This window comes from Corynebacterium sp. 20-84, from assembly GCF_053479455.1.
Genome location: NZ_JBRBCB010000004.1, coordinates 91,155 through 110,379 on the forward strand (window position 1 = coordinate 91,155; position 19,225 = coordinate 110,379).

The 19,225-nt window shown below is 63.2% G+C and carries 17 protein-coding genes and 1 tRNA gene; 8 read left to right on the forward strand and 10 right to left on the reverse strand.

The features are described 5' to 3' along the window. Nucleotides 1-15 precede the first annotated feature (15 nt). From ACUY2Y_RS04205 to ACUY2Y_RS04230, 6 genes are all read left to right on the forward strand, one after another. Nucleotides 16-3,066: a DEAD/DEAH box helicase gene (locus ACUY2Y_RS04205; RefSeq protein WP_448324936.1), complete on the forward strand. Its 3,051-nt coding sequence runs from the start codon at nt 16-18 to the stop codon at nt 3,064-3,066. 29 nt (nt 3,067-3,095) lie between these two features. Next, nucleotides 3,096-3,920, forward strand: coding sequence for an SWIM zinc finger family protein (locus tag ACUY2Y_RS04210; protein ID WP_448324937.1), 825 nt, complete (start codon nt 3,096-3,098; stop codon nt 3,918-3,920). A 68-nt stretch (nt 3,921-3,988) separates the two neighbouring features. Continuing rightward, nucleotides 3,989-5,206 carry a metallophosphoesterase family protein gene (locus ACUY2Y_RS04215; protein WP_448324938.1) on the forward strand — a complete coding sequence of 406 codons (1,218 nt, stop codon included), beginning with the start codon at nt 3,989-3,991 and terminating at the stop codon, nt 5,204-5,206. Then, the gene (locus tag ACUY2Y_RS04220; RefSeq protein WP_448324939.1) at nt 5,206-7,866 is read left to right on the forward strand and encodes an AAA family ATPase; all 2,661 of its coding nucleotides are present in this window, start codon (nt 5,206-5,208) and stop codon (nt 7,864-7,866) included. The genes ACUY2Y_RS04215 and ACUY2Y_RS04220 overlap by 1 nt, the downstream gene beginning before the upstream one ends. Before the next feature lie 75 nt (nt 7,867-7,941). After that, the gene (locus tag ACUY2Y_RS04225) at nt 7,942-8,430 is read left to right on the forward strand and encodes a MarR family winged helix-turn-helix transcriptional regulator (protein WP_448324940.1); all 489 of its coding nucleotides are present in this window, start codon (nt 7,942-7,944) and stop codon (nt 8,428-8,430) included. A gap of 87 nt (nt 8,431-8,517) precedes the next feature. After that, nucleotides 8,518-8,922 (forward strand): PspC domain-containing protein, encoded by a 405-nt coding sequence (locus tag ACUY2Y_RS04230; protein ID WP_448324941.1) that lies wholly within the window; start codon nt 8,518-8,520, stop codon nt 8,920-8,922. 76 nt (nt 8,923-8,998) lie between these two features. Here ACUY2Y_RS04230 and ACUY2Y_RS04235 read toward each other — a convergent pair whose 3' ends face one another. Next, a complete protein-coding gene (locus tag ACUY2Y_RS04235) occupies nt 8,999-9,541 on the reverse strand; it encodes a YceI family protein (protein ID WP_448324942.1) in 543 nt (180 codons plus the stop codon). 192 nt (nt 9,542-9,733) lie between these two features. Between ACUY2Y_RS04235 and ACUY2Y_RS04240 the strand changes: the two genes are divergently transcribed. After that, nucleotides 9,734-9,810: transfer RNA gene (locus ACUY2Y_RS04240), tRNA-Arg, on the forward strand. Nucleotides 9,811-10,150: 340 nt separating this feature from the next. Here the strand turns inward: ACUY2Y_RS04240 and ACUY2Y_RS04245 are convergent. From ACUY2Y_RS04245 to ACUY2Y_RS04260, 4 genes are all read right to left on the reverse strand, one after another. Continuing rightward, entirely contained in the window at nt 10,151-10,753 is a 603-nt protein-coding gene (locus tag ACUY2Y_RS04245; protein WP_448324943.1) for a cadmium resistance transporter, read from the reverse strand. Then, nucleotides 10,750-11,109 (reverse strand): Cd(II)/Pb(II)-sensing metalloregulatory transcriptional regulator CmtR, encoded by a 360-nt coding sequence (cmtR, locus tag ACUY2Y_RS04250; protein ID WP_194560256.1) that lies wholly within the window; start codon nt 11,107-11,109, stop codon nt 10,750-10,752. The genes ACUY2Y_RS04245 and cmtR overlap by 4 nt, the downstream gene beginning before the upstream one ends. 725 nt (nt 11,110-11,834) lie before the next feature. Next, nucleotides 11,835-12,194 carry a VOC family protein gene (locus tag ACUY2Y_RS04255; RefSeq protein ID WP_448324944.1) on the reverse strand — a complete coding sequence of 120 codons (360 nt, stop codon included), beginning with the start codon at nt 12,192-12,194 and terminating at the stop codon, nt 11,835-11,837. Between the two features lie 93 nt (nt 12,195-12,287). Then, on the reverse strand, nt 12,288-12,413 hold the full coding sequence (locus ACUY2Y_RS04260; RefSeq protein ID WP_448324945.1) for a hypothetical protein: 126 nt from the start codon (nt 12,411-12,413) through the stop codon (nt 12,288-12,290). A 256-nt stretch (nt 12,414-12,669) separates the two neighbouring features. On the opposite strand from ACUY2Y_RS04260, the gene ACUY2Y_RS04265 reads away from it, so the two are divergent. After that, nucleotides 12,670-13,161 (forward strand): hypothetical protein, encoded by a 492-nt coding sequence (locus ACUY2Y_RS04265; protein ID WP_448324946.1) that lies wholly within the window; start codon nt 12,670-12,672, stop codon nt 13,159-13,161. A gap of 37 nt (nt 13,162-13,198) precedes the next feature. On the opposite strand, the gene ACUY2Y_RS04270 is transcribed toward ACUY2Y_RS04265, so the two are convergent. The 5 genes from ACUY2Y_RS04270 to ACUY2Y_RS04290 form a co-directional block, all read right to left on the reverse strand. Then, the gene (locus tag ACUY2Y_RS04270) at nt 13,199-14,089 is read right to left on the reverse strand and encodes an EamA family transporter (RefSeq protein ID WP_448324947.1); all 891 of its coding nucleotides are present in this window, start codon (nt 14,087-14,089) and stop codon (nt 13,199-13,201) included. 99 nt (nt 14,090-14,188) lie between these two features. Beyond that, on the reverse strand, nt 14,189-14,869 hold the full coding sequence (locus tag ACUY2Y_RS04275; RefSeq protein WP_448324948.1) for a CPBP family intramembrane glutamic endopeptidase: 681 nt from the start codon (nt 14,867-14,869) through the stop codon (nt 14,189-14,191). Between the two features lie 264 nt (nt 14,870-15,133). Continuing rightward, nucleotides 15,134-16,705 carry an alpha/beta fold hydrolase gene (locus ACUY2Y_RS04280; protein WP_448324949.1) on the reverse strand — a complete coding sequence of 524 codons (1,572 nt, stop codon included), beginning with the start codon at nt 16,703-16,705 and terminating at the stop codon, nt 15,134-15,136. Between the two features lie 283 nt (nt 16,706-16,988). Next, nucleotides 16,989-17,627, reverse strand: a complete 639-nt coding sequence (locus tag ACUY2Y_RS04285; RefSeq protein WP_448324950.1) for a LutC/YkgG family protein — start codon at nt 17,625-17,627, stop codon at nt 16,989-16,991. After that, complete coding sequence (locus tag ACUY2Y_RS04290) at nt 17,627-19,210, reverse strand: LutB/LldF family L-lactate oxidation iron-sulfur protein (RefSeq protein WP_448325023.1); 1,584 nt, start codon at nt 19,208-19,210, stop codon at nt 17,627-17,629. Before ACUY2Y_RS04290 ends, ACUY2Y_RS04285 begins: the two co-directional genes overlap by 1 nt. Nucleotides 19,211-19,225: the final 15 nt, after the last annotated feature.

Sequence of the window (19,225 nt, forward strand, 5' to 3'; positions counted from 1 at the left end):
GGTAGAAAAGAGGTTATGCCTAAATTCCTTCTGCACGGCCTGTGGCTGCCCGCTACGGGGCTCAACCTGTGGGTTGAACGTGTGGACGGGCATAAGATTTTGCTGCCGTCGCAGGTCCCGTCGGGCACGTTCCCGCCGATGGTGGAGAACATGCTGAAGGATTCGCAGTTCCGCCGCCGCGACGCGATCACATTGCAAACGCCGCGGGGTCGGCAGCTCCAGTTGCGCGCGCCGACTGCGGCGTTCTCGCCGGAAGAGACAGTCGCGTTTTTGAGCAATATTTCGCTTCTCGACGACGCGTCTCCCGCCGCCACCGCCACCCAACGCCAAGCGATCGCCCCGGATCTGTACTGGATCATCCGCCTGTATGTGGGGTTGACGCGGTTTGTCCGCGCCGGGCGCGTGAGCATCCGCGTCCGCCCGTCGGACGGCGCGTGGTACCCGGAGTGGCAATTGGGAACCGGGCTGGAGGAGCGCGGTTGGCTGGCGTCCATGATCGCGGCCGCTCCGGGCGTGGTCACCGCGAACAATATGAATCTGGGTGAGGACGTGGCCACCACGCTCGTCCACTGGATCGCCAGCGCGCACCTAGCGCATCTGAAGGACCAGGAACGCGCGTATCCGTGGCATGATTTCGCCGAAGCGCTGCTCACCTCCCAGCCGTTGCGCCGCGGCGGGTCGAGCGTGTCCAAGCAGATCGCGCACTGGAATGGCTCGATCACCGCTGTGAATGTGCAGCTGGTCTTCATCGTGGAGGAACCGTCCGACCCGGTGTCAATGGCGGTGGATGCTGACCCGGCCAGCGCGATGTTGAGCGAGCTTGCCGATGTCACTGGCACTGACAACAACACGCCGCTGGATCCGGCGAAGGTGCAGTGGCCGGTGCGTGCGCAGGTCCGCGCCGGAACGGATGCGCCGCAGCCGATTCACTTAGACGAGGTGGATGTAGCCACCCTGTCCAGTCTGCGCGAACAGCTGCGCCGCGCCGTGGAAGTCACCGACTTGGTTGACCCGGAGCGCCACCCGCGGCTGCCGCAGACTCCACTGACCAACCGCGACGGAGACTGGGACGCGTACCTAGACACCGAGGAGCTCATGCAGCTGGTCGCTCGTGACGCGACGCGGCTGCAAATGAAGGGCATCACCGTGATGCTGCCGCGGTCGTGGCAGCGGATGGAGACGCGGGCGAAGCTCACTGTCGGCTCGAACGACGATCATGCGGACGAGGCGACGGTCCGCCGCTTCGGTGTGGACCAGCTGATCTCCTACGACTGGTCGCTTTCAGTCGGTGACACCGAATTGACCAAGGAAGAGATGCGCCTGCTGATCAACTCCAAGTCTGGGTTGATCCAGCTGCGCGGCCAGTGGGTGATGGCGGATGCGCGGTCGTTGGCCAAGTCGCGCAAATATATAGAGTCCCTCTCGCAGAAGGAAGTGGACGAAGGCGTCATCACCGCAGAGGAATTGCGCCAGCTCGCGCTCGAGGCAGCGGCGGAATCCGAAGGCGGGGCGCTCGAGATCGCCGGCGACGTCGATTCGCCCGCGTGGATGGACGCGCTCATCGGCGGCACGGACCGTCCTGCACCGGAGCGCCAGCCCATCCCGGATACGGTGACGGTGGAGCTGCGCGATTACCAGCGGCGCGGCGTCGATTGGCTGTACTTTATGTCCCGCAATCAGCTCGGTGCTGTTCTCGCCGATGACATGGGCCTGGGCAAGACGCTCCAGCTGCTCGCGCTGCTCGCGGTCGAGGCAGACAAGGACGAAAGGACAGGTCCGACGCTGGTCGTCGCTCCGACCTCGGTCGTGGGGAACTGGGCGCGTGAGGCCGCGCGATTCGTTCCGGGCCTGCGCGTCGGCGTCCACCACGGGCAAGGACGCCTCAAGGGTGATGCCTTGATCGAGGAGATCGACAAGCTCGATCTGCTCATCACCTCTTACGGCGTGGTCTCCCGCGATTACAAACAGCTGGGGCGCATCGATTGGGACCATGTGGTGCTCGATGAGGCGCAGGCGATCAAGAATGCGTCCACGCGGGCGTCGCAAAGCGTGCGTGCGATTGGCGCCCGTCACCGCATCGCGCTGACGGGCACTCCCGTGGAGAACCGGCTGGCGGAGCTGCGCAGCCTCCTCGACTTCGTCAACCCCGGCATTCTTGGTTCGCAGAGCTTCTTCCGCAATCATTTCGCCAAAGCGATCGAGTCGCGCCGGGACGAGCAGCTGGCTGACGAGATGCAGGAACGTCTCCAGCGACTCACCGCGCCGTTCGTGCTGCGCAGGCTGAAGACGGATCCGGCGATCATTTCGGACCTGCCGGAAAAGAGCGAGGAAGTGGTCACCGTCGACATGACTGACGAGCAGGCCGCGATCTACACCGCGCTCGTTGAGGCAATGAAAAAAGAGCTCGCGGAGCGCACCGGCATGGCGCGCAAGGGACTCGTGCTGTCGACCATCACGCGCATCAAGCAGATCTGTAACCACCCCGCACACTTCCTGGGCGACGGCTCAGCCGTGACCATCAAGGGCAAGCACCGTTCCGGCAAGGTGGAAAAGCTCGTGCAGCTTATCGACGACGCCGTGCGCACCGATCAGCGCGTCCTCGTCTTCACCCAATACAAGGCCTTCGGCGATATTCTCCAGCCATATCTGAGCGACCGGCTGGGACAGGCCATTCCGTTCCTGCACGGCGGGGTGTCCAAGAAGCAGCGTGACGATATGGTCGATGACTTCCAGGACCCGAACGGCCCCCGCGCCATGATCTTGTCGCTGCGCGCTGGCGGCACCGGGTTGAACCTCACCGCCGCCTCCATGGTCGTCCACATGGACCGTTGGTGGAACCCGGCGGTGGAAAACCAGGCCACCGACCGCGCCTACCGCATCGGCCAGGCGAAGAATGTTCAGGTGTACAAGATGATCACCCGAGGCACGATGGAAGAATCCATCCAGGACATTCTCGACGGCAAGCTGCAGCTGGCCGGCGCCGTCGTGGGGGAGGGCGAAGGCTGGATCACCGAGCTCGGTACCGAGGATCTGGCTACGCTCATGAGCTACCGGACCAGCGAGTAGACAGGCAAGAAGGGAAGAAAGGAGTAGACATGCCACGGCCGACAATGGACAACGTCACCTTCGTGAATTTCGGCTCGCGCAAAAAAGTCGACAGCGCCGCCGAGACCACCACGCCGAGCGGCGTGTCCGAGGAGGTCCGCTCGCAGATCCTGCGCTTCAACGAGCCCGCCCGCGCCATCTACCGCGCCGCGCAGCAGGGCACCGACCAAGGACGTTTCTCCCGCGGCCGCAATTACGCCTACCAGGGCAATGTCGTGGACATCCGCCCCGAACCCGGCCGTTTCACTGCCACGGTCGCCGGTTCCCAGAACGAGCCGTTCACCACGCTGGTCATCCTCCCGTACCGCGACACCGGCACCATCCGCGAAGCCCTGGGGATCATGGCGCACAACGCCAATGCGCTCGCCGAGGTCCGCAACGGCTATTTCACCCGTGAGCTGCTCGACTGCCTCTTCGCCGCCGAGGACGAGAAGATCCGCTTCCGCTGCGACTGCCCGGATGAGACTCGCGTGTGCAAGCACAGCGTCGCCGCCGCGATCAAAGCAGCAGAGCTTATCGACGCCGACCCCACCCTCTTATTCCGCCTCCGCAACCTCGACCTGAACACCCTTGAGCGGCAGCTCCGCGAGTCAGCCGGTGAGCGGGCCAAGGAATCTGCCCGCGAAGGCTCCGAGTTCTTCTGGGATGGCCACATCCTGCCCAACCTTCCCGACCCAAAGGTCGCCCCGATGATCGAGGACTCCGACTTGGACCTGCTGCACAAGGCGATGCAGACCATCTCTTTCACCAATATCGACCAGCTGCGCGCCGTGTCCGATCTCGAGGACCTTTACGACGAACTCACCCGCCGGTAAGAACATCTGTTCGTCCACATACGCCCATGTAAACCGCATGGTTCACCCGCGGTGGTAGTACTAGCAGCATGACCTCGAGCGCACAGTCCACGACATCTGCCGGCGCGCATTCCGGTGCGCAGCACGTCACGTTCATCCACAGTTCCGATTTCCAGCTGGGCATGACCCGCTGGTTCTTGGAAGACGACGCACAGTCGCGTTTCAACGACTCGCGTCTGCGCGCCATCGCCCGCTTGGGTGACCTCTCCAAAGAAAACGGTGCTGAATTCATCGTGGTGGCCGGGGATGTCTTCGATGCCAATGCGCTCAACCCCCAGACCATGGACCGTGCGCTCGAGGTGCTCGGTGCCTTGCCCGTGCCGGTCTATTTGCTGCCGGGCAACCATGACGCGCTGCTACCGGGTGCCGCACTGGAGCGCGCCGCGCAGCGCGACAACATCACCGTGTTGGCGGATTCCATGCCGGTCGAGGTTCGTCCTGGCGTCGAGCTCGTCGGTGCTCCGCTTCTGGCCCGCTACGCAACGGAAGACCTCGCCGCGAAGGCGCTCGCCGGACTCGAGCCGACCGACGCCATCCGCATTCTCATCGCCCACGGCCAGTGCGAGGACCGCAGCGGGGAGAACAAGCCTGACCGGATCGACCTGCCCGGGCTCGAGGCAGCGCTCGATGCTGGCGTCATCGACTACGTGGCCATGGGCGACACCCACTCCGCCGGGCCGATCGGTGCCAGCGGCCGCGTGTGGTTCTCCGGTGCACCCGAGGTCACCGATTTCCACGACCGCCGCGAGAACGTCGAGGGCGGGGAAGTGAATTCGGGCAAGGCGCTGGTGGTCGGCGTGGACAAGCGCTCCGCCGCAGATTCTGAGGTGAACGTTGACGAGCGCACTGTCGGCGAATGGACCTTCGACGCCCTCCACTTCGAGGTCTCCGATTCCTCCGACGTGAAAGACCTGCTGGACCAGCTCGAGGCCTACCCGGAGAAATCCCGCACGGTGGTGAAATACTCCATCGCTGGCACGCTCGGGCTGGAGGCGACCCGCGAGCTGGAGGAGGGGCTCGCGGCGAAGGAGAATGTCTTTGGCGCACTGTTCGAGCGTGAGCGCCTCATGGACCTCCACCTCGAGCCCAGCGACGAGGAACTCACCGACCTGCCGCTTTCCGGCTATGCCCGCGATGCCATGTCCACCCTGCTCGAGATGGCCTCCGTCCCGACCGACCCCGAGGGAGCCGCCTCCGCCCGCGACGCCGTCAACCTGTTGTTCCGCCTGAGCAAGGAGCCGAACTAATGCGTATCCACTCCCTGATCATCGACAACGTCCGGGCAGTCGAGCACCTCGAGCTCACCGACCTGCCTGACACCGGCGTCATCCTCATTCACGGCGAGAACGAGGCCGGCAAATCCACGATCTTGGACGCGCTAGATGCAGTGCTGACCGTCAAGCACGATTCCACCGCCGCGAAGATCCGGGCCCTCTATCCGAAGGGCCACGATGAGCAGCCGGAGGTCACCCTGGCCGCCACCGTCGGCCCCTACACCTTCACCGTGCACAAGCGCTTCGGCAAAGGCGCCAAGGGCAAAGCCGAGCTCACCATCACCGCGCCGCGCCGTGAAGAGCTGGCAGGGGAGCAGGCCCACAATCGACTGGGGGAGATCCTCGCTGAGCACGTCGACCAAGAGCTTTTCGACGCACTCTTTCTCCGCCAAGGCGCTTTCACCGAGACCATCTCCGCCGCCGGTATCCCGTCGTTCACCCGCGCGCTGGAGGCATCGAGCGATGCTTCCGGTTCGTCTGCTGATTCCTCCGAGGCACCCCTCGACGATTCCGGATTGATGCAGCGCGTCGAGGCCGAATTCGCCCGGTATTTCACCGGCAAGGGCAACGACAAGCGGGTGCTCACCGAAGCCGACAAAGCTGTCACTGAAGCGGAGGACGCCGTCCGTGAAGCCGAAGCCAACCTGGCTTCCTATGAGCGCGATGTCGACGAATTCGCCCAAAGCGAAGCCACGATGGCTGAGATCGAAGCCGAGTTGCCAGGTGCGGAAGAAGAGCTGGCCGAACGTGAGAAAGACGCCGCCGCGGCGAAAGAGCTGGCCGGCAGACTCGATGCAGCCAAAGAAAAAGCGGCCCGCGCCGCCGTCGATGTCGAGCGCATCGAAGAAGACCTCGAGCGCCGCACCGCCCTTGTCGCCCGCGTGAAAGAGGTCGAGGCCGAACTCGCTTCCGTCAACGAGTCCCTCGAGCCCGCTCGCGAGCGCGACCGCGCTGAAGCAGAAGCGCTGGCAGCCAAGGAGGAGAGTCACACCGAGGCCCGCGAAAAAGAGACCACCGCACGTCAGCGCCTCGCCGAGGCGGAGAAATCCCTCGCCGTGGCCCAAGCCGCGGAGCGCCTACGTGATCTCGCCGACACCGTGGCCCGCCTCGATGACGCTGATACCGAGATCGCCCGCCTGCGGAAGACCGTGCCGGACCGCCCGGTCACCGACGACGATGTCCGCGCTGTGGAGACTGCCTCCAACGAGGTCGCCCTGCAGCGCCGCCTGCGTGATGCCGCTGCCGCGCATGTGGACATCACCGCTCCTGACGGCACCAACATCACCGTCGACGGCACCGGCCACACCGTCGGCGGGGATCCCGAGTCCATCGCCTTGCACGACGGAACTGAACTGGGCATCGGCGATGTCACTTTGACCTACCGCGCCGCCACCGGCACCGACACCGCTTCCGACGCGCTCCGCGACGCCGAAGCCGAACTCGAACGCCTTATCAGTGCACTCGGCTGCGCAGATGTCGACGAGGCTCGTGCGCTGCGCGATTCTCACCGCGAGGCAGCTGCAGCTCTCACCGCCGCGATCGACCGCCGTCGTGACATCCTCCGTGGCCGCGACGCCGACGAGGTGCGTCACGAGCACACGCGTCTTACCGAACTCGTCGAGGAATCTGATTCAGAATCGTTGTCCGTCGAGGACGCGCAGACATCCGTCGACACCGCACGCGCAGAGGTCGAGGAGATCGCCCGGGCTGTTCATGATCTAGCCCTCGAGCTGGTGCAGCTGCGCACCAAGCCGGAGCACGCGAAGCTCGTCGCTCTCGAAGCTCAGATCGCCGGGCTAGAATCCACCGCCAGTGGCGCCCGCAGTGATCTTGCTGCCGCACGTGAGAAGCACGCCGACGACGCCCTAGTCGCTGCCCGCGATACCGCTGTGGCGGCGAGTGAGACCGCCGCCGCGGAAGCCGCCAACATCGCAGAGGAGGTCGCGGCGGCCGATCCGACACAGGCGGAGAGGCTCCGCGACGGCGCCCGCAACCGTCTGGACAACCTTACTAAGCGCTACTACGTAGCGCGCGACCGGCGCCTGCAGCTCGAGTCCCGCGTCACCAGTGCGGAGGGAGAAGGAGAGAAGCTTGACCACGCACGCGCCGCGCTGGAGGTGGCGCGTCTGGGGCGGGACAGGTTGCGTCGCAAAGCAAATGCCGTGAAATTGCTCCGCGAGATGCTCGTCGAGTACCGCGACGCCGCCCGCGCGAAATACGCCGCACCGTTCGCGCAATCGCTGCAGCGCTATGCCAGCCAGATCTTCGGGCCGGGCACCGAGTTCACACTTGACGATGCACTGAGCGTCGAGGCTCGCACCCTCGACGGAACGACGATTGATCTCGCTCAGCTCTCAGGTGGGGCGAAAGAGCAAATGGCTCTGCTTACGCGTTTCGCCATCGCCGACATGGTCGCCGGCGCGGGCACCGACACCGAGGAGACCCGCGTCCCAGTCGTTGTCGATGATGCCCTCGGGGCGACCGACCCGCAGCGTCTCGCCCGAATGAACGCGCTGTTCTCCCAAGTGGGGGAGAACTCCCAAGTCTTCGTGCTGACGTGCTTCCCGCAGCGCTTCGACCGCGTCGCCGCAGCCCGCAGTGCTTCGATCCAAGAACTCAAAGGCGGCCGCTAACGCGCACAAGTAGCTTTGCCTGCGGATTGAGCCTTGAATTCGCTGGTAGTGTCCGCGTTTAGTAATCTAGGTGACATGACCACGGAACCTCGCTGGCTCAGTGAAGAGGAACAGGTGTTTTGGCGCTGCTTGCTCGCCGCGCATAGGAAACTTCAGCGCATTGTCGAAGACTCGCTTGAGGCCAGCTCGTCTCTCTCAAGTCCCGAGTATGCCGTTCTCGTTTCCCTGTCTGAGGCCGAAGGCCGCAGCCTGCGTCTGCGCGAACTCGGTTCCTACCTCAACTGGGACCGCTCCCGGACCTCCCACCAGATCACCCGCATGGCGCGCCGTGGTCTGGTGACGAAGGAGAAGAGCCCGTCCGACGGCCGCGGTGTCCTCGTGTGCCTGACGGACACCGGTTTCGAACGCCTCCAGCGTGCCGTGCCCGACCATGTCGAAACTGTCCGTCGAGTCGTCTTCGACCATCTCGACCCGGAAGATATCCCCGCCATCCGTCGGTTCGTCGACAGTGTCCTGGCGTTCGATGAAGCGGTGGTGGACCCCAAGATTCCCATTGGTGACTAAAGACCGTTGCCAACACCAGCGTGTAGGGGTTGAATGGGAGTTGAAGAGGCAAAACGCTCCACTCAACTCCACTCGAAAGGACCCACGATGTCCACTCCGATTAACCCGTACGAGAACAACGGCGCGAATAACCCGGAAAATAATCCCGGGGATTTCGCGGCCAATAATTCGGCCGATAACCCAGGCAACGGCGACGCGTATTACGACGTTGACGCGCAGCAGGGCACCCCGAACTACACGACGGGCCAAACCCAGTACCAGCAAGGCGGCTTTCAGCAGAGCCAGCAGCAGACGCCGCCGATGGGGCAGCGCAAGCTGCACCGCTCGACGAACGACCGCATGCTTGCAGGTGTGTGCGGCGGCATCGCGGAGACCTACGACATTGATCCGACTTTGGTGCGCGTTCTCTTTGTCGCCGCGACCGTGATGGGCTTCACCGGTCTTCTCATTTACCTCATCTGTTGGATCGTCATTCCGGATCCCACCTACTAGGGGTTTTCAGTCACAAAAACGGCAGTGCAGGAGTGTGGGTACCTGCACTGCCGTTTTATTTGTGCGGCCGTTATAACTAGGTGCGCTTGATTCCGGATCCGTTGATCTCGATGGTGATCTTCTCGCCGACGAGTGCGCCGCCGGAGTTCAGCGGGGCCTCGAAGTCGATGCCGAAGTCCTTGCGGTTCGTGGTGCGGGCCTCGAAGCCCAGGCGGGTGTTGCCGAATGGGTCTTCCTCAACACCGAAGGTCTCGACGTCGAAGGTGACCGGCTTGGTCGTGTCCTTGATGGTCAGGTCGCCGGTGACGGTGCCGTTGCCGGATGTGTCGACATCGAAAGACGTGGAGTTGAAGGTCATCTGCGGGAACTTCTCCACGTCGAAGAAGTCCTCGTTCTTGATGTGCGCGTCACGGTCGGCATTGCGCGTATCGACGGACTCCGTTGCCACCGTCGCCTCCACCTTGCTGCCTGCAGGGTTGTCCTGGTCGGCGGTAAGAGTGGCGCTAAAGTCCGTGAACTCGCCGCGCACCTTGGTCACCATTGCGTGGCGGACGGTGAATGCGACGGAGGAGTGCGCGGTGTCGAGGTCGTAAACGCCGGTGTAATTCTGCGTGGTCATTGAGGGTGGGACTCCTTGCGTTGAAGCAACTTTCTAATCTTGTTGATACGTCTACAATGTGCGGTGCCCGATCGTACGGGCGCTTGGTTCGCGTGTCAACGGTCAGAATCGGCACAGCTCACCGGCCGTCCCGAGGTGATTAACTGCCATGGTTTGAGGAGTGCTAGATTAAGGGGCGCTGTTACAAGCGATGTCTCCGTAGCTCAGTGGATTAGAGCATCGGTTTCCGGTACCGAAGGTCGCAGGTTCGAGTCCTGTCGGGGACACCATCTGACGTGGGGGTTTCACGAAACTGTTCCAATCTTTTCACGAAACCTCCTGCCGGCCGAAGAAAAACGGCCGCGAACCCAAAAATGACCCGCTCCGTTCGTTCGGAGGGGTCATTTTTCTTTGTCTGAACGCCGTTCCTGCTCGGGTTATAGCGCGGATTGTTTATGAGCGCGGACCGAGCCACGGAAGAGTTTCCGTACTCATCTGGTGGCGTGGTTTTTGCAGCGCTTCATAGCGGTCTTGTTGCTGTGATCACGCAGGACTGGCTGCGGGTAGTTGTTGGGGTCTGAACCGAGAGGGGTGCGCCCGGTCGGGGCCGTTTGGAACACTGCTGCTCCGTCAGAGCCCGAAGGCTCCGCCACTGACGAGGATCACGATGCCGAGGCCGATGAGAACGATGGGAAAGAGGATGTCCTCCCAGCGTTCGAGCACTTCCGCGATCGGGGGGCGGGTGGCGACGAACTTTGCTAGGGCCACCAGGACCGCAACGAGCGCGAGGAAGATAACGCAGTAGGCGACTACTGCGAGAGGTTCCACGCTGAGGAATACGGGGGTGTAGACACCGATGTTGTCGCCGCCATTGGCAAACGTGACGCCTGCGACTGTCCAAACGCCGACCTTCTTGCCGGCAACCTTGGCCTCGTCGTCATCGTCGTCATCGTCTCCGCGCCAGGCCTGCCATGCGGCCCAGAGGCCGATGCCCAGAGGGATGAGACCAAAGTATGGAATAGCTGCCGGGGGCAGAAATGCTCCGGCGCCGATGGTCGCAAGGATCGCGGCGATGAGGATGCCGGCAAATCCGAGGTACTGGCCGGCCAAAATACGGGCGGTGGTGCCGCTCTGGCCTGCCCCTCGCGCGAAGAAGAGGGAGAGCACGATGATGTCGTCGATGTTGGTAGCTGCGAACAGGCCTATCGCTTGCAAGGCTGTGGTGAGGATCATGCGCCCTCCCCAGCTACGTCGCATCCGGGAAGCGAGCAGGCGGGATCCATGCACGGGGCGTCTTCGTCTACTGCCAGGGTGGCATCGACCAGTGTCGTCAGCGCCTGCGCCAAGTGCGGATCGGCAATCTCGTATCGTGTCCGACGACCCTCGGGCTCGGAGACGACGATCCCGCAATCGCGCAGGCATGCCAGGTGGTTGGACACATTCGGGCGTGTCAGGTCCAGATCTCGGGATAGTTCCGCCGGGTAAGCGGGATGGTCGAGCAGGGTCAAGATGATCCGGGATCGAGTGGGGTCGGCCAGTGCACGACCCAGGCGGTTCATCACGTCGAGACGCGAAGCAATAGTCAGCATGCAGTGAACTATACAGCGATCACTGAACTAGTCAAGTTCCGGATAGCGGTGCAGCTGTGTGTGCTGCCCAAGAGACAGTGGAAGGAGCAGAGATGGCAGAGATTCCGGCAAAGTTGCGAAAACAGCGTCGCCAGCTCGAGAATCAAGTTGCGCACGAGCCTGGCGTAGTTCGGGAGATCGGTTTTCGAGCCCCAAGCAATGATCCGAACGGGACAAAACTCGATGGCCTCATCATCTTGAACCGGGAAGGCTCGAACAAACTTATCTACCTCATCCGCAGCCTCGACTCGATTCCCGTTTGCAGCGGGGACACCTCGGGGTTCGACGACGGTTCGCGCCGCCAAGGAGAGCCCTGCCGGATGGATTGCCGAGAGGGACAACGAGGGAGACAACACTGGCGACGGTGCATACTTGGTTGAACCACGCCCGTTATGTCAGGACAGTCCGCAGACAAGAGGACGACAAGCTTGAATAAAGCGTTTGGCATCCGCCGCAGAGGGAATTGGAACCCATCTCGTTAGAGAATCGCGGCCTTGTCCGACGGATTGAACGAGAAACGGGCCCGAATAAGGGCTAAATCCTTATTCAAGCCCGATTTGTATAGTCTGATCTGCGGAAATCGCAAGATTCCGTCCGCATCCCCTTCTGCTACTTAACCCAGACTTCGTTTATTTTTGTTGGCCGAGTTTGGGATGGGCGCGTGCCCGTGCGGTGAGTGCGCGCCGCTAGTCGATGGGGGCGACGCGGATGAGGTTGCCGTCTGGATCGGCGACGACGAAGGTGGTGCCGAAGACTTCCTCGTACGGCTCTCGGAGGACGTTCACGCCCTTGTCATTCCATCGCTCGAACGTCGTGGTGACTTCGTCAGCGGGGACGTTGAGGCACACTTCGGTGGTGCGGTTTCCTGCGGCACCGAGGGCTTCAGAGTTGCCGGTCCAAAGGGCAAGGTACACGTTCTCCGCCAGGGCGAATGTGACGTAGCGGGGTGAGACGAAGTCGGTGTCGAGGCCGAGAAGATCGCGGTAGAACGCGACAGAGGTGTCGATATCCGAGACATAGACGATGAAGACGATTTCGCGGTTCACTGGTTGCTCCTTAGATAGCGGACAGTGATGCCAGGATAAAGAAAACCACTGCGGAGCGAAGGGCGCTGGGATGAGCCCGGATCGGGGCGGAGACTAATCCTGCACCTGCGCCCTGACGGCAGATCCGCCGGCCTCGCGGCGGGGTGAGGAGCGCCATGTGATCATGGCGCCGGCAAGGGCGACCATGGGGATGCCGATGAGTGTCATCAGTCGGGACATCGTTGACAGATCAGTCGCGACATGGTGGACAAACCGGCGTCTTGGTGTGATGACATTCTGCGCCATGCCCCGACGTTCCGGGAGAACCCCGATCTACTCAAGGCTCTTGATGAGGTCCCGTTGGAGTATTCGCTGATCCGCGGGCGGGGCTACGGTACCGTTTTCGTGTCCCCCTTCCTTTCCTGAGATTCCCCAGCGTGGACAAACATCGACCACCAATGATCGACATCCCGGCGACACGACAAGAGGCAACGACATGACTGGCGGCGCAGAGAAGACACTTTCTGATGAGGCGATCGTCGACCTGCTCGACCTGGGGGCCACCGTCGAGTGGACGCAACCGCGCGACACCACGGCCCAGCACCTTCTGGACCAGGGCTGGTCACCGACACGTCGTGGCGTTCGTCTGATGCATCCGGAGGGACTGTCGGGATCGGTGACGGGGGCGTCGGACACTCTCGCGATCAACCAGGCGCACACGGTGTGGGCGCCCGACACCGACACGACCGCCGATGAGTCGGTGCAGCGCATCGCCCATGTCGTCGCCGTGGTTCGCGGCCATCTCGATGCCGAGCCGCAGGCCATTCGTCTTGATACGGGGCTCTTCGCCGCACGTTGGCTGCTGGACAGCGAGGCCTCGGTGCTGGTTGACAGCCGCACCATCACCTACAGCTCACCCACGCTGACTGCGGCCGAGACCTTCCGCGTCGAAGCGCCCGACGCGTGGGCCGCGTATCTAGGTGAGTAAAGAGGGTCGTTTCCGCCCATCCCTCGGGGCAGGGGCGCTATTCCTGCACCTGCGCCCTGACGGCTGATCCGCCGGCCTCGCGGCGGGGTGAAGAGCGCCATGTGATCACGGCGCCGGCAAGGGCGACCATGGGGATGCCGATGAGCATGCGGGTAGTCAGCTCATCGCCGTTAAAGAGCCAGCCGAGGATGGAACCGACGACAGGATCGAGGGCGAAAAGCGTGCCGACGACCTGTGCAGAGGTGATCCGTGCTGCCACTGTGTCGGCGCTATAGGGGATGACCACGCCGATCAGGGCGGCGAGGGTGAGGATGAGCCAGGAGGTGGGGGAGACGTCGATAAGCTTTGGCGCGGCGATGGGGAGCGTGACGAGTGCTGCGACCGCGACCGATATGGCGAGGTCGCTCAAGCCGCCGCCCTCGGCCTTGCCGACGCGCTCCGCGAAGACGGTGTAGGCGGCGAAGAAGCCGCCGGCGAGGAAGCCGTAGATGAGGCCCACCGGGTCCATGCCGGACGCAGGGCCCGCGATGAGCACGACACCGATGAACGCGATGAGCGCCCAGCCGCGTTCGCGCCAGCGTTTGAGCCCCAAAAAGGAGACGGCGCACGGGCCGAGGAAGTCGAGCGTGACCACGACACCAAGTGGAAGGCGGTCGACGGCGGCGAAGTAGAACTGGTTCATCGCGGCCATCGCGATTCCGTAGACGCACGCGTTGATCCAGCGTTGGCGGGTGAATGTCCGCACTGCCGGGCGGAATGCGACGAGTAGCATCACGGCGGCGATGAGCAGTCGAAAAGTCGACACCGCCACGGTGCCCAGCTCAGCAAAAAGCGTCGACGACACGATCGCCGACGACTGGATGCCCAGCGACCCGATCAGCACGAGCACAACAGGCCGCAGATCTACCGCATCGTTCGTCCGCGCCACACGCCACCTCCTTATACCGAAACAACCCTCCGCGAGAAGCGGAAGAAAACCCGTTCATCGTAACGGCAGGGCCAGTCCGGGGGAGGGGCAGGGGGGCGATTACTCAAAGCCGAACACGAGCAATTGCACCAACGCGTTATTACACATGTGCAGAATGAATCCCGCCCACAGCGAACGGTGCCAGCGGGTCAGCAGGGCCATGGCGAGGCCGCCGAAGAACGTGTAAATCACGACGGGTGGCGCGATGTGCACTAGCCCGAACACCAGCGAGGTGAGCAGCACGCTGGAGAAAGCGGGAAGGAGGGTATCCAGGTACCCCATGAGGAGGCGCCGGAACACGAGTTCCTCAAGGAACGGGCCGATCAGCATGTACGCGGCGAGCGTGAACAGCACGAGCATGTCTCCCGCGCCAGCCGGGGCCGATGGTCCCTTCGAGTCAACCTGGAGGAGCGAGGATACGAGCCCCGTGCACAACGCTGCCGCGATAATCGCGAGGGGGACCTGCCACAGCAAATGCCAGCCCCGCTTGCCCAACGGCCGAAATCCAAGGGGAAGCCCCCGGCGTTTGAAATAAACCACCAAGAAGATGGTGGGGATGACCAGCGACAAGATAATCATCACCGGCATGAGTGGTTTGACCATGTCGCCGAGATCCAGACCACTCAACCCGAAAGCTGAGCCAATGAGCAACGCGTAGACGGCCACCATCGCACCGATGCCGACGAGCATGTCTTTGAGCTGCGGGCGAATGCTCAGCGGATCGAGTTTCCTAATGTCCATGACAGGAGGTGGTTCCCTAATGTCCATGCGAGCAGCTTATCGACGGCGCCGGGCAGACGCACAGCCCGGTCTGCCTCCCAGCACCATTGCCAGCCAACCCGGAGGCAACCCCGATGGAACCGGCATTGGTTCGTCATTGCCCTCAACGGTTTATGGCCCATAGTTGTTCTTGCGCGCGACAAGCGCGGCACGGGAAAATGACAGCAGATCGGCCCGCACCCTCCAGCGAGAAGGTGCGGGCCGATTTGTGTGCGCGGAGTAGTTCTAACGCTGCTGAGCGTGGTAGCCGGGAGCGTCGTGCTGGCTGACCTTGCCGGAGCGCAGGTAATCGATCACGATCTTGTCTACCGCTGCATTACCGCGAGCGACATGGCCGTGGCCCGGACCGTGGACGGTGACCAGCTGCGTGCCCATCTCCTTCTGGATCACACCGCGACCGGAGTAGGGGGTCTGCGGATCGCCGGTCGCATTGATCTGCAGCGGGCGGGCGGCCAGACCGCCGCCGTTGAGCGGAACGGGCTTCGCCACTGGAGCTGCGCCGTTGCACGCGAGGCCACTTCCGATGAGGGTGTGCGCTGCCGCGAAAACGTCCTGCGAAATATTGTTGGTCCAGATTGCCCGCGGAATCAGCGAGTAGTCCGCCGGCGTGACATTCTCGTTGCACATCTGAATGAACAGCAGGTTCAGGCGGGTTTTGTCTGCGCCCATGAGCTCGTCGACGACAGGCTTAGACGGAGTGGATTTCGGCTTGAAGGTGCCGTTGGTCATCCGCGCGAGAGTGTCCCAGTCGCTGGGTGCGGGGATGATCAGTTTTGTCTGCTGCAGGAGCTGGGAATTGAACTGGGTTGCACCGGGCTTGAGCATCCGGCTCACAATTCCATCTGCCTCCACGCGCGCCTTACCGGTCGCCGTCATGGCGTCAGCACCTGCCTGGCCCGCGAACTCGAGCCCGGGAGGAAGATCACCGACGCGAGCTGGCGGCGGGACGACCGTGGGGTTGGTTCCGGTCTCCTGCACAACCTTCGCGGACCAGTACTGGTACGCCTTCAGCGGAGTATCGCCCATGTGGTACGTGGCGTCATTGCGTGCCACGTAGTCGAAGTAGTCGTGCAGGGCACGCTCGTAGCCGCCCTCTTGTTCGATCATCAGCTTGTTCCACTGCTGGTCCGGATTCATCGCGGAATCAAGCACGACCTTGTCAGTGTGGTCCGGGAACATGGACGCGTAAGCGGAACCGAGGTACGTGCCGTAGGACAGCCCCATGATGGAGACCGTGTCGTAGCCGAGTGCACGGCGCACCGTTTCCCAGTCGCGGGCGTTGTTCTCGGTGGTGATGGACTCCGCCAGGCCAGGATGCTCCTTCTGGCACATCTGACGGGACACAGCACCGGCGTTGACCGTGCTTTCTAGCTGGCTGCTCATCGCGTCGAGCTGGTTCGCCGGTGCCGCAGGCTCGCACACCAACGGCGTGGAGTGCTGCAACCCGCGCGGCTGAACGGCGACCATGTCCCACTCGTTGCGGATCTCCTTCGGCCAAGAAAAGCCCATCGAGTCAGAGCCGACGTAGGTGTAGGCATCGCCGCCGGGACCGCCAGGGTTACCAAAGAGTACCCCGCGTTTTGCTGCCGGCTGCGCGGCTGGGACACGGACGAAACCGACAGAGATCTTCGGGCTCTTCGGATCGCCGTAGCGCATCGGCACAGGCACCTCACCGCATTCAGCGCCCGGGGCGTCGACCGTGGCCGGGCACGGTCCCCACTTCACCTCCGGGGCCGGTGCAGGATCCGCCTGCGCCGTCGCGGTGCTAAAAGGTGCGGCAACCAGCGATGCTGCCACGCCTACTGCTGCCAGAAGTGGGGCGGTGCTCCTTTCCCGCTCACGTGACGGTGTCTGTTTCAGTGACGGTGTTTTCTTGCGAAACACAGCGCAGCCTCCCAATTCAGCAGGTTCTATTGAAATTCTTCAAAACAACAGTCACTGATCATAGTCTTCGCATGGGCTGGACGCAGGCGTTGAAGAATGTGAAACGGCCCGTCCCTTCCTGATACAGAAGAGCGGGCCGTTTCTCGATGCGCGCAGCATTCCGGGGCGGTGATGTAGCCCCGAAAAGGCGTGCTGGCTAGTCCACGAGCAAGACGATCAGGTCGCGCGGACCGTGAACGCCCTCGACGCGGACGAGCTCAATATCGGAGGTCGCCGACGGGCCGGAAATCAGCGTGGACGGCAATTCCGGGTCGAGTTTTGCGAACATCTCCGGGACACCGTAGACCACGGAGTCCATGTGCACGATGCACAGGTGGCGGTCGGGGACCAGGCTCAGTGCGCGGCGGCCGCACTTTCCGGCGCCGCCTTCAGACTGGAGGCAGATGGTGCCGGTCTGGGCGGACGAGACGACGGAGCCGGTGACGACAGCGTCGACGTCGTTAAGCTCGCGCGGATCGATGGTGACATCGTCCGGCTGCGCATTGCCGTCGAAGGAGGCGAACAGCTCGGCGTCGAGGCCCTGCGCGTAGCGGACTTCGTTGCACTCGTGCTCGCGGAGAATGTCCACGATCGCGCCGGGTAGCTCGGCGGAGGAGACGGTTTTGACCTCCGCTTTGTAGTCCACTAGGCGGTCGACGAGCATCTCGCGCAGCTCGTCGCGGTTCAGCGGCGATTCCGTGCGGTACTCGTGGGCGTGCTCGACGCTGGCAGGGGAGTCGGCGAGCTTGTGCGCGTCGCGGATGCGGGCGAGGATGTCTTCCTTAGCGGTACCCATTACTTCTCGTCCTCCTTGCGGTTGTAGCGGGTCCAGGAATCGCCCGGGGCGGGTGTCTCCTCGGCTCCGGTGGTGCCGGTCGCATCCGGTGCGGCGTGGCCCTTGACGCCTTCCGCCTTGGCTTCGGCCATGAGGCGCTTGGCCTCGTCGGACTCGAACCACTGACGGAAGGACTTCTTCGGGGGCACGGCGACGTCGCGGTAGTCCGTCCAGCCGGACACCGGCGGCGGCATTTTGTTGATGACACCGTTGAAGCCACCGAGAATGCGGCCGGCGGCAACCATACGCACGGCCTTGTCCCACAGCTTCGAGTGGCCGTAGACCTGGCCGATGACATCGAACATCGCGCCCTCGATCTTGGGGCGGTGATTCTCCACCTTCTGGTGGCGCATCTCCAGCAGGACGTCGGTGATGGGGATCTTCACCGGGCAGACCTCGTCGCAACGCCCGCACAGGGAGGAGGCGTACGGCAGCGACGCAGTGACGTCGTCGGCGGAGTCCATGCCCGCGAGCTGCGGGGTGAGGATCGCGCCGATCGGGCCCGGGTAGACCGAACCGTAGGCGTGGCCGCCGGCGCGCTCGTAGACCGGGCACACGTTCAAGCAAGCGGAGCAGCGGATGCACTTGAGTGCCTCGCGGCCGATCTCGTTGGACAGTGCGGCGGTGCGGCCGTTGTCCACCAGCACGATGTGGAAGTCCTGCGGGCCGTCGTTCTCCGTCACACCGGACCAGATCGAGGTGTACGGGTTCATGCGCTCGCCTGTCGACGAACGCGGCAGCAACTGCATGAACACACCCAGATCCTCATAAGACGGCAGGATCTTCTCGATGCCCATGACGGTGATCAGGGTCTCCGGCATGGTCAGGCACATACGGCCGTTGCCCTCGGACTCGACGATCGAGACCGAACCGGTCTCCGCGATGCCGAAGTTGCAGCCAGAGATAGCAACCTTGGCCTTCATGAACTGCTCGCGCAGGAATGTGCGGGATGCCTCGGCCAGCTCGGCCGGCTCCGCGGTCAGGTCCTTCGGCGCGCCCGGCATCTTCTCGGTGAAGATGTCGCGGATCTCCGCGCGGTTGCGGTGGATCGCGGGCACCACGATGTGGGAGGGGAAGTCCTCGCCCAGCTGGACGATGAGCTCCGCCAGGTCCGTCTCGCGGGCGTTGATGCCGTTTTCCTCGAGAACGTCGTTGAGAGCGATTTCCTGGGTGAGCATCGACTTGATCTTGACGATGTCAGTCTCACCGGTGTCCTTCACCAGATCAGTGATGATCTGGGACGCTTCCTTGGCATCACGCGCCCAGTGGACGTGGCCGCCGCGCTTGGTCACGTTCTCCTCGAACTGCTCAAGCAGCTCGGGAAGACGCGCCAAGGTGTCGCGCTTGATGGTCGAGCCGGCCTCGCGCAACTGCTGCCAATCGTCGAGCTCGTCGACGACGCCCTGGCGCTTCAGACGGATCTGCGTCGTGGCGTAGTTCAGGTTGCGGCGCTGAGTCGAGTTGTTCAGCTCAGTCTTAGCGTTCTTCTGGAACTTGTTGTATTCGCGGAAGTGCCCCAGGTCGTGCGGCGCGTGGGGCGGCATCGTCGGGTTACCAAG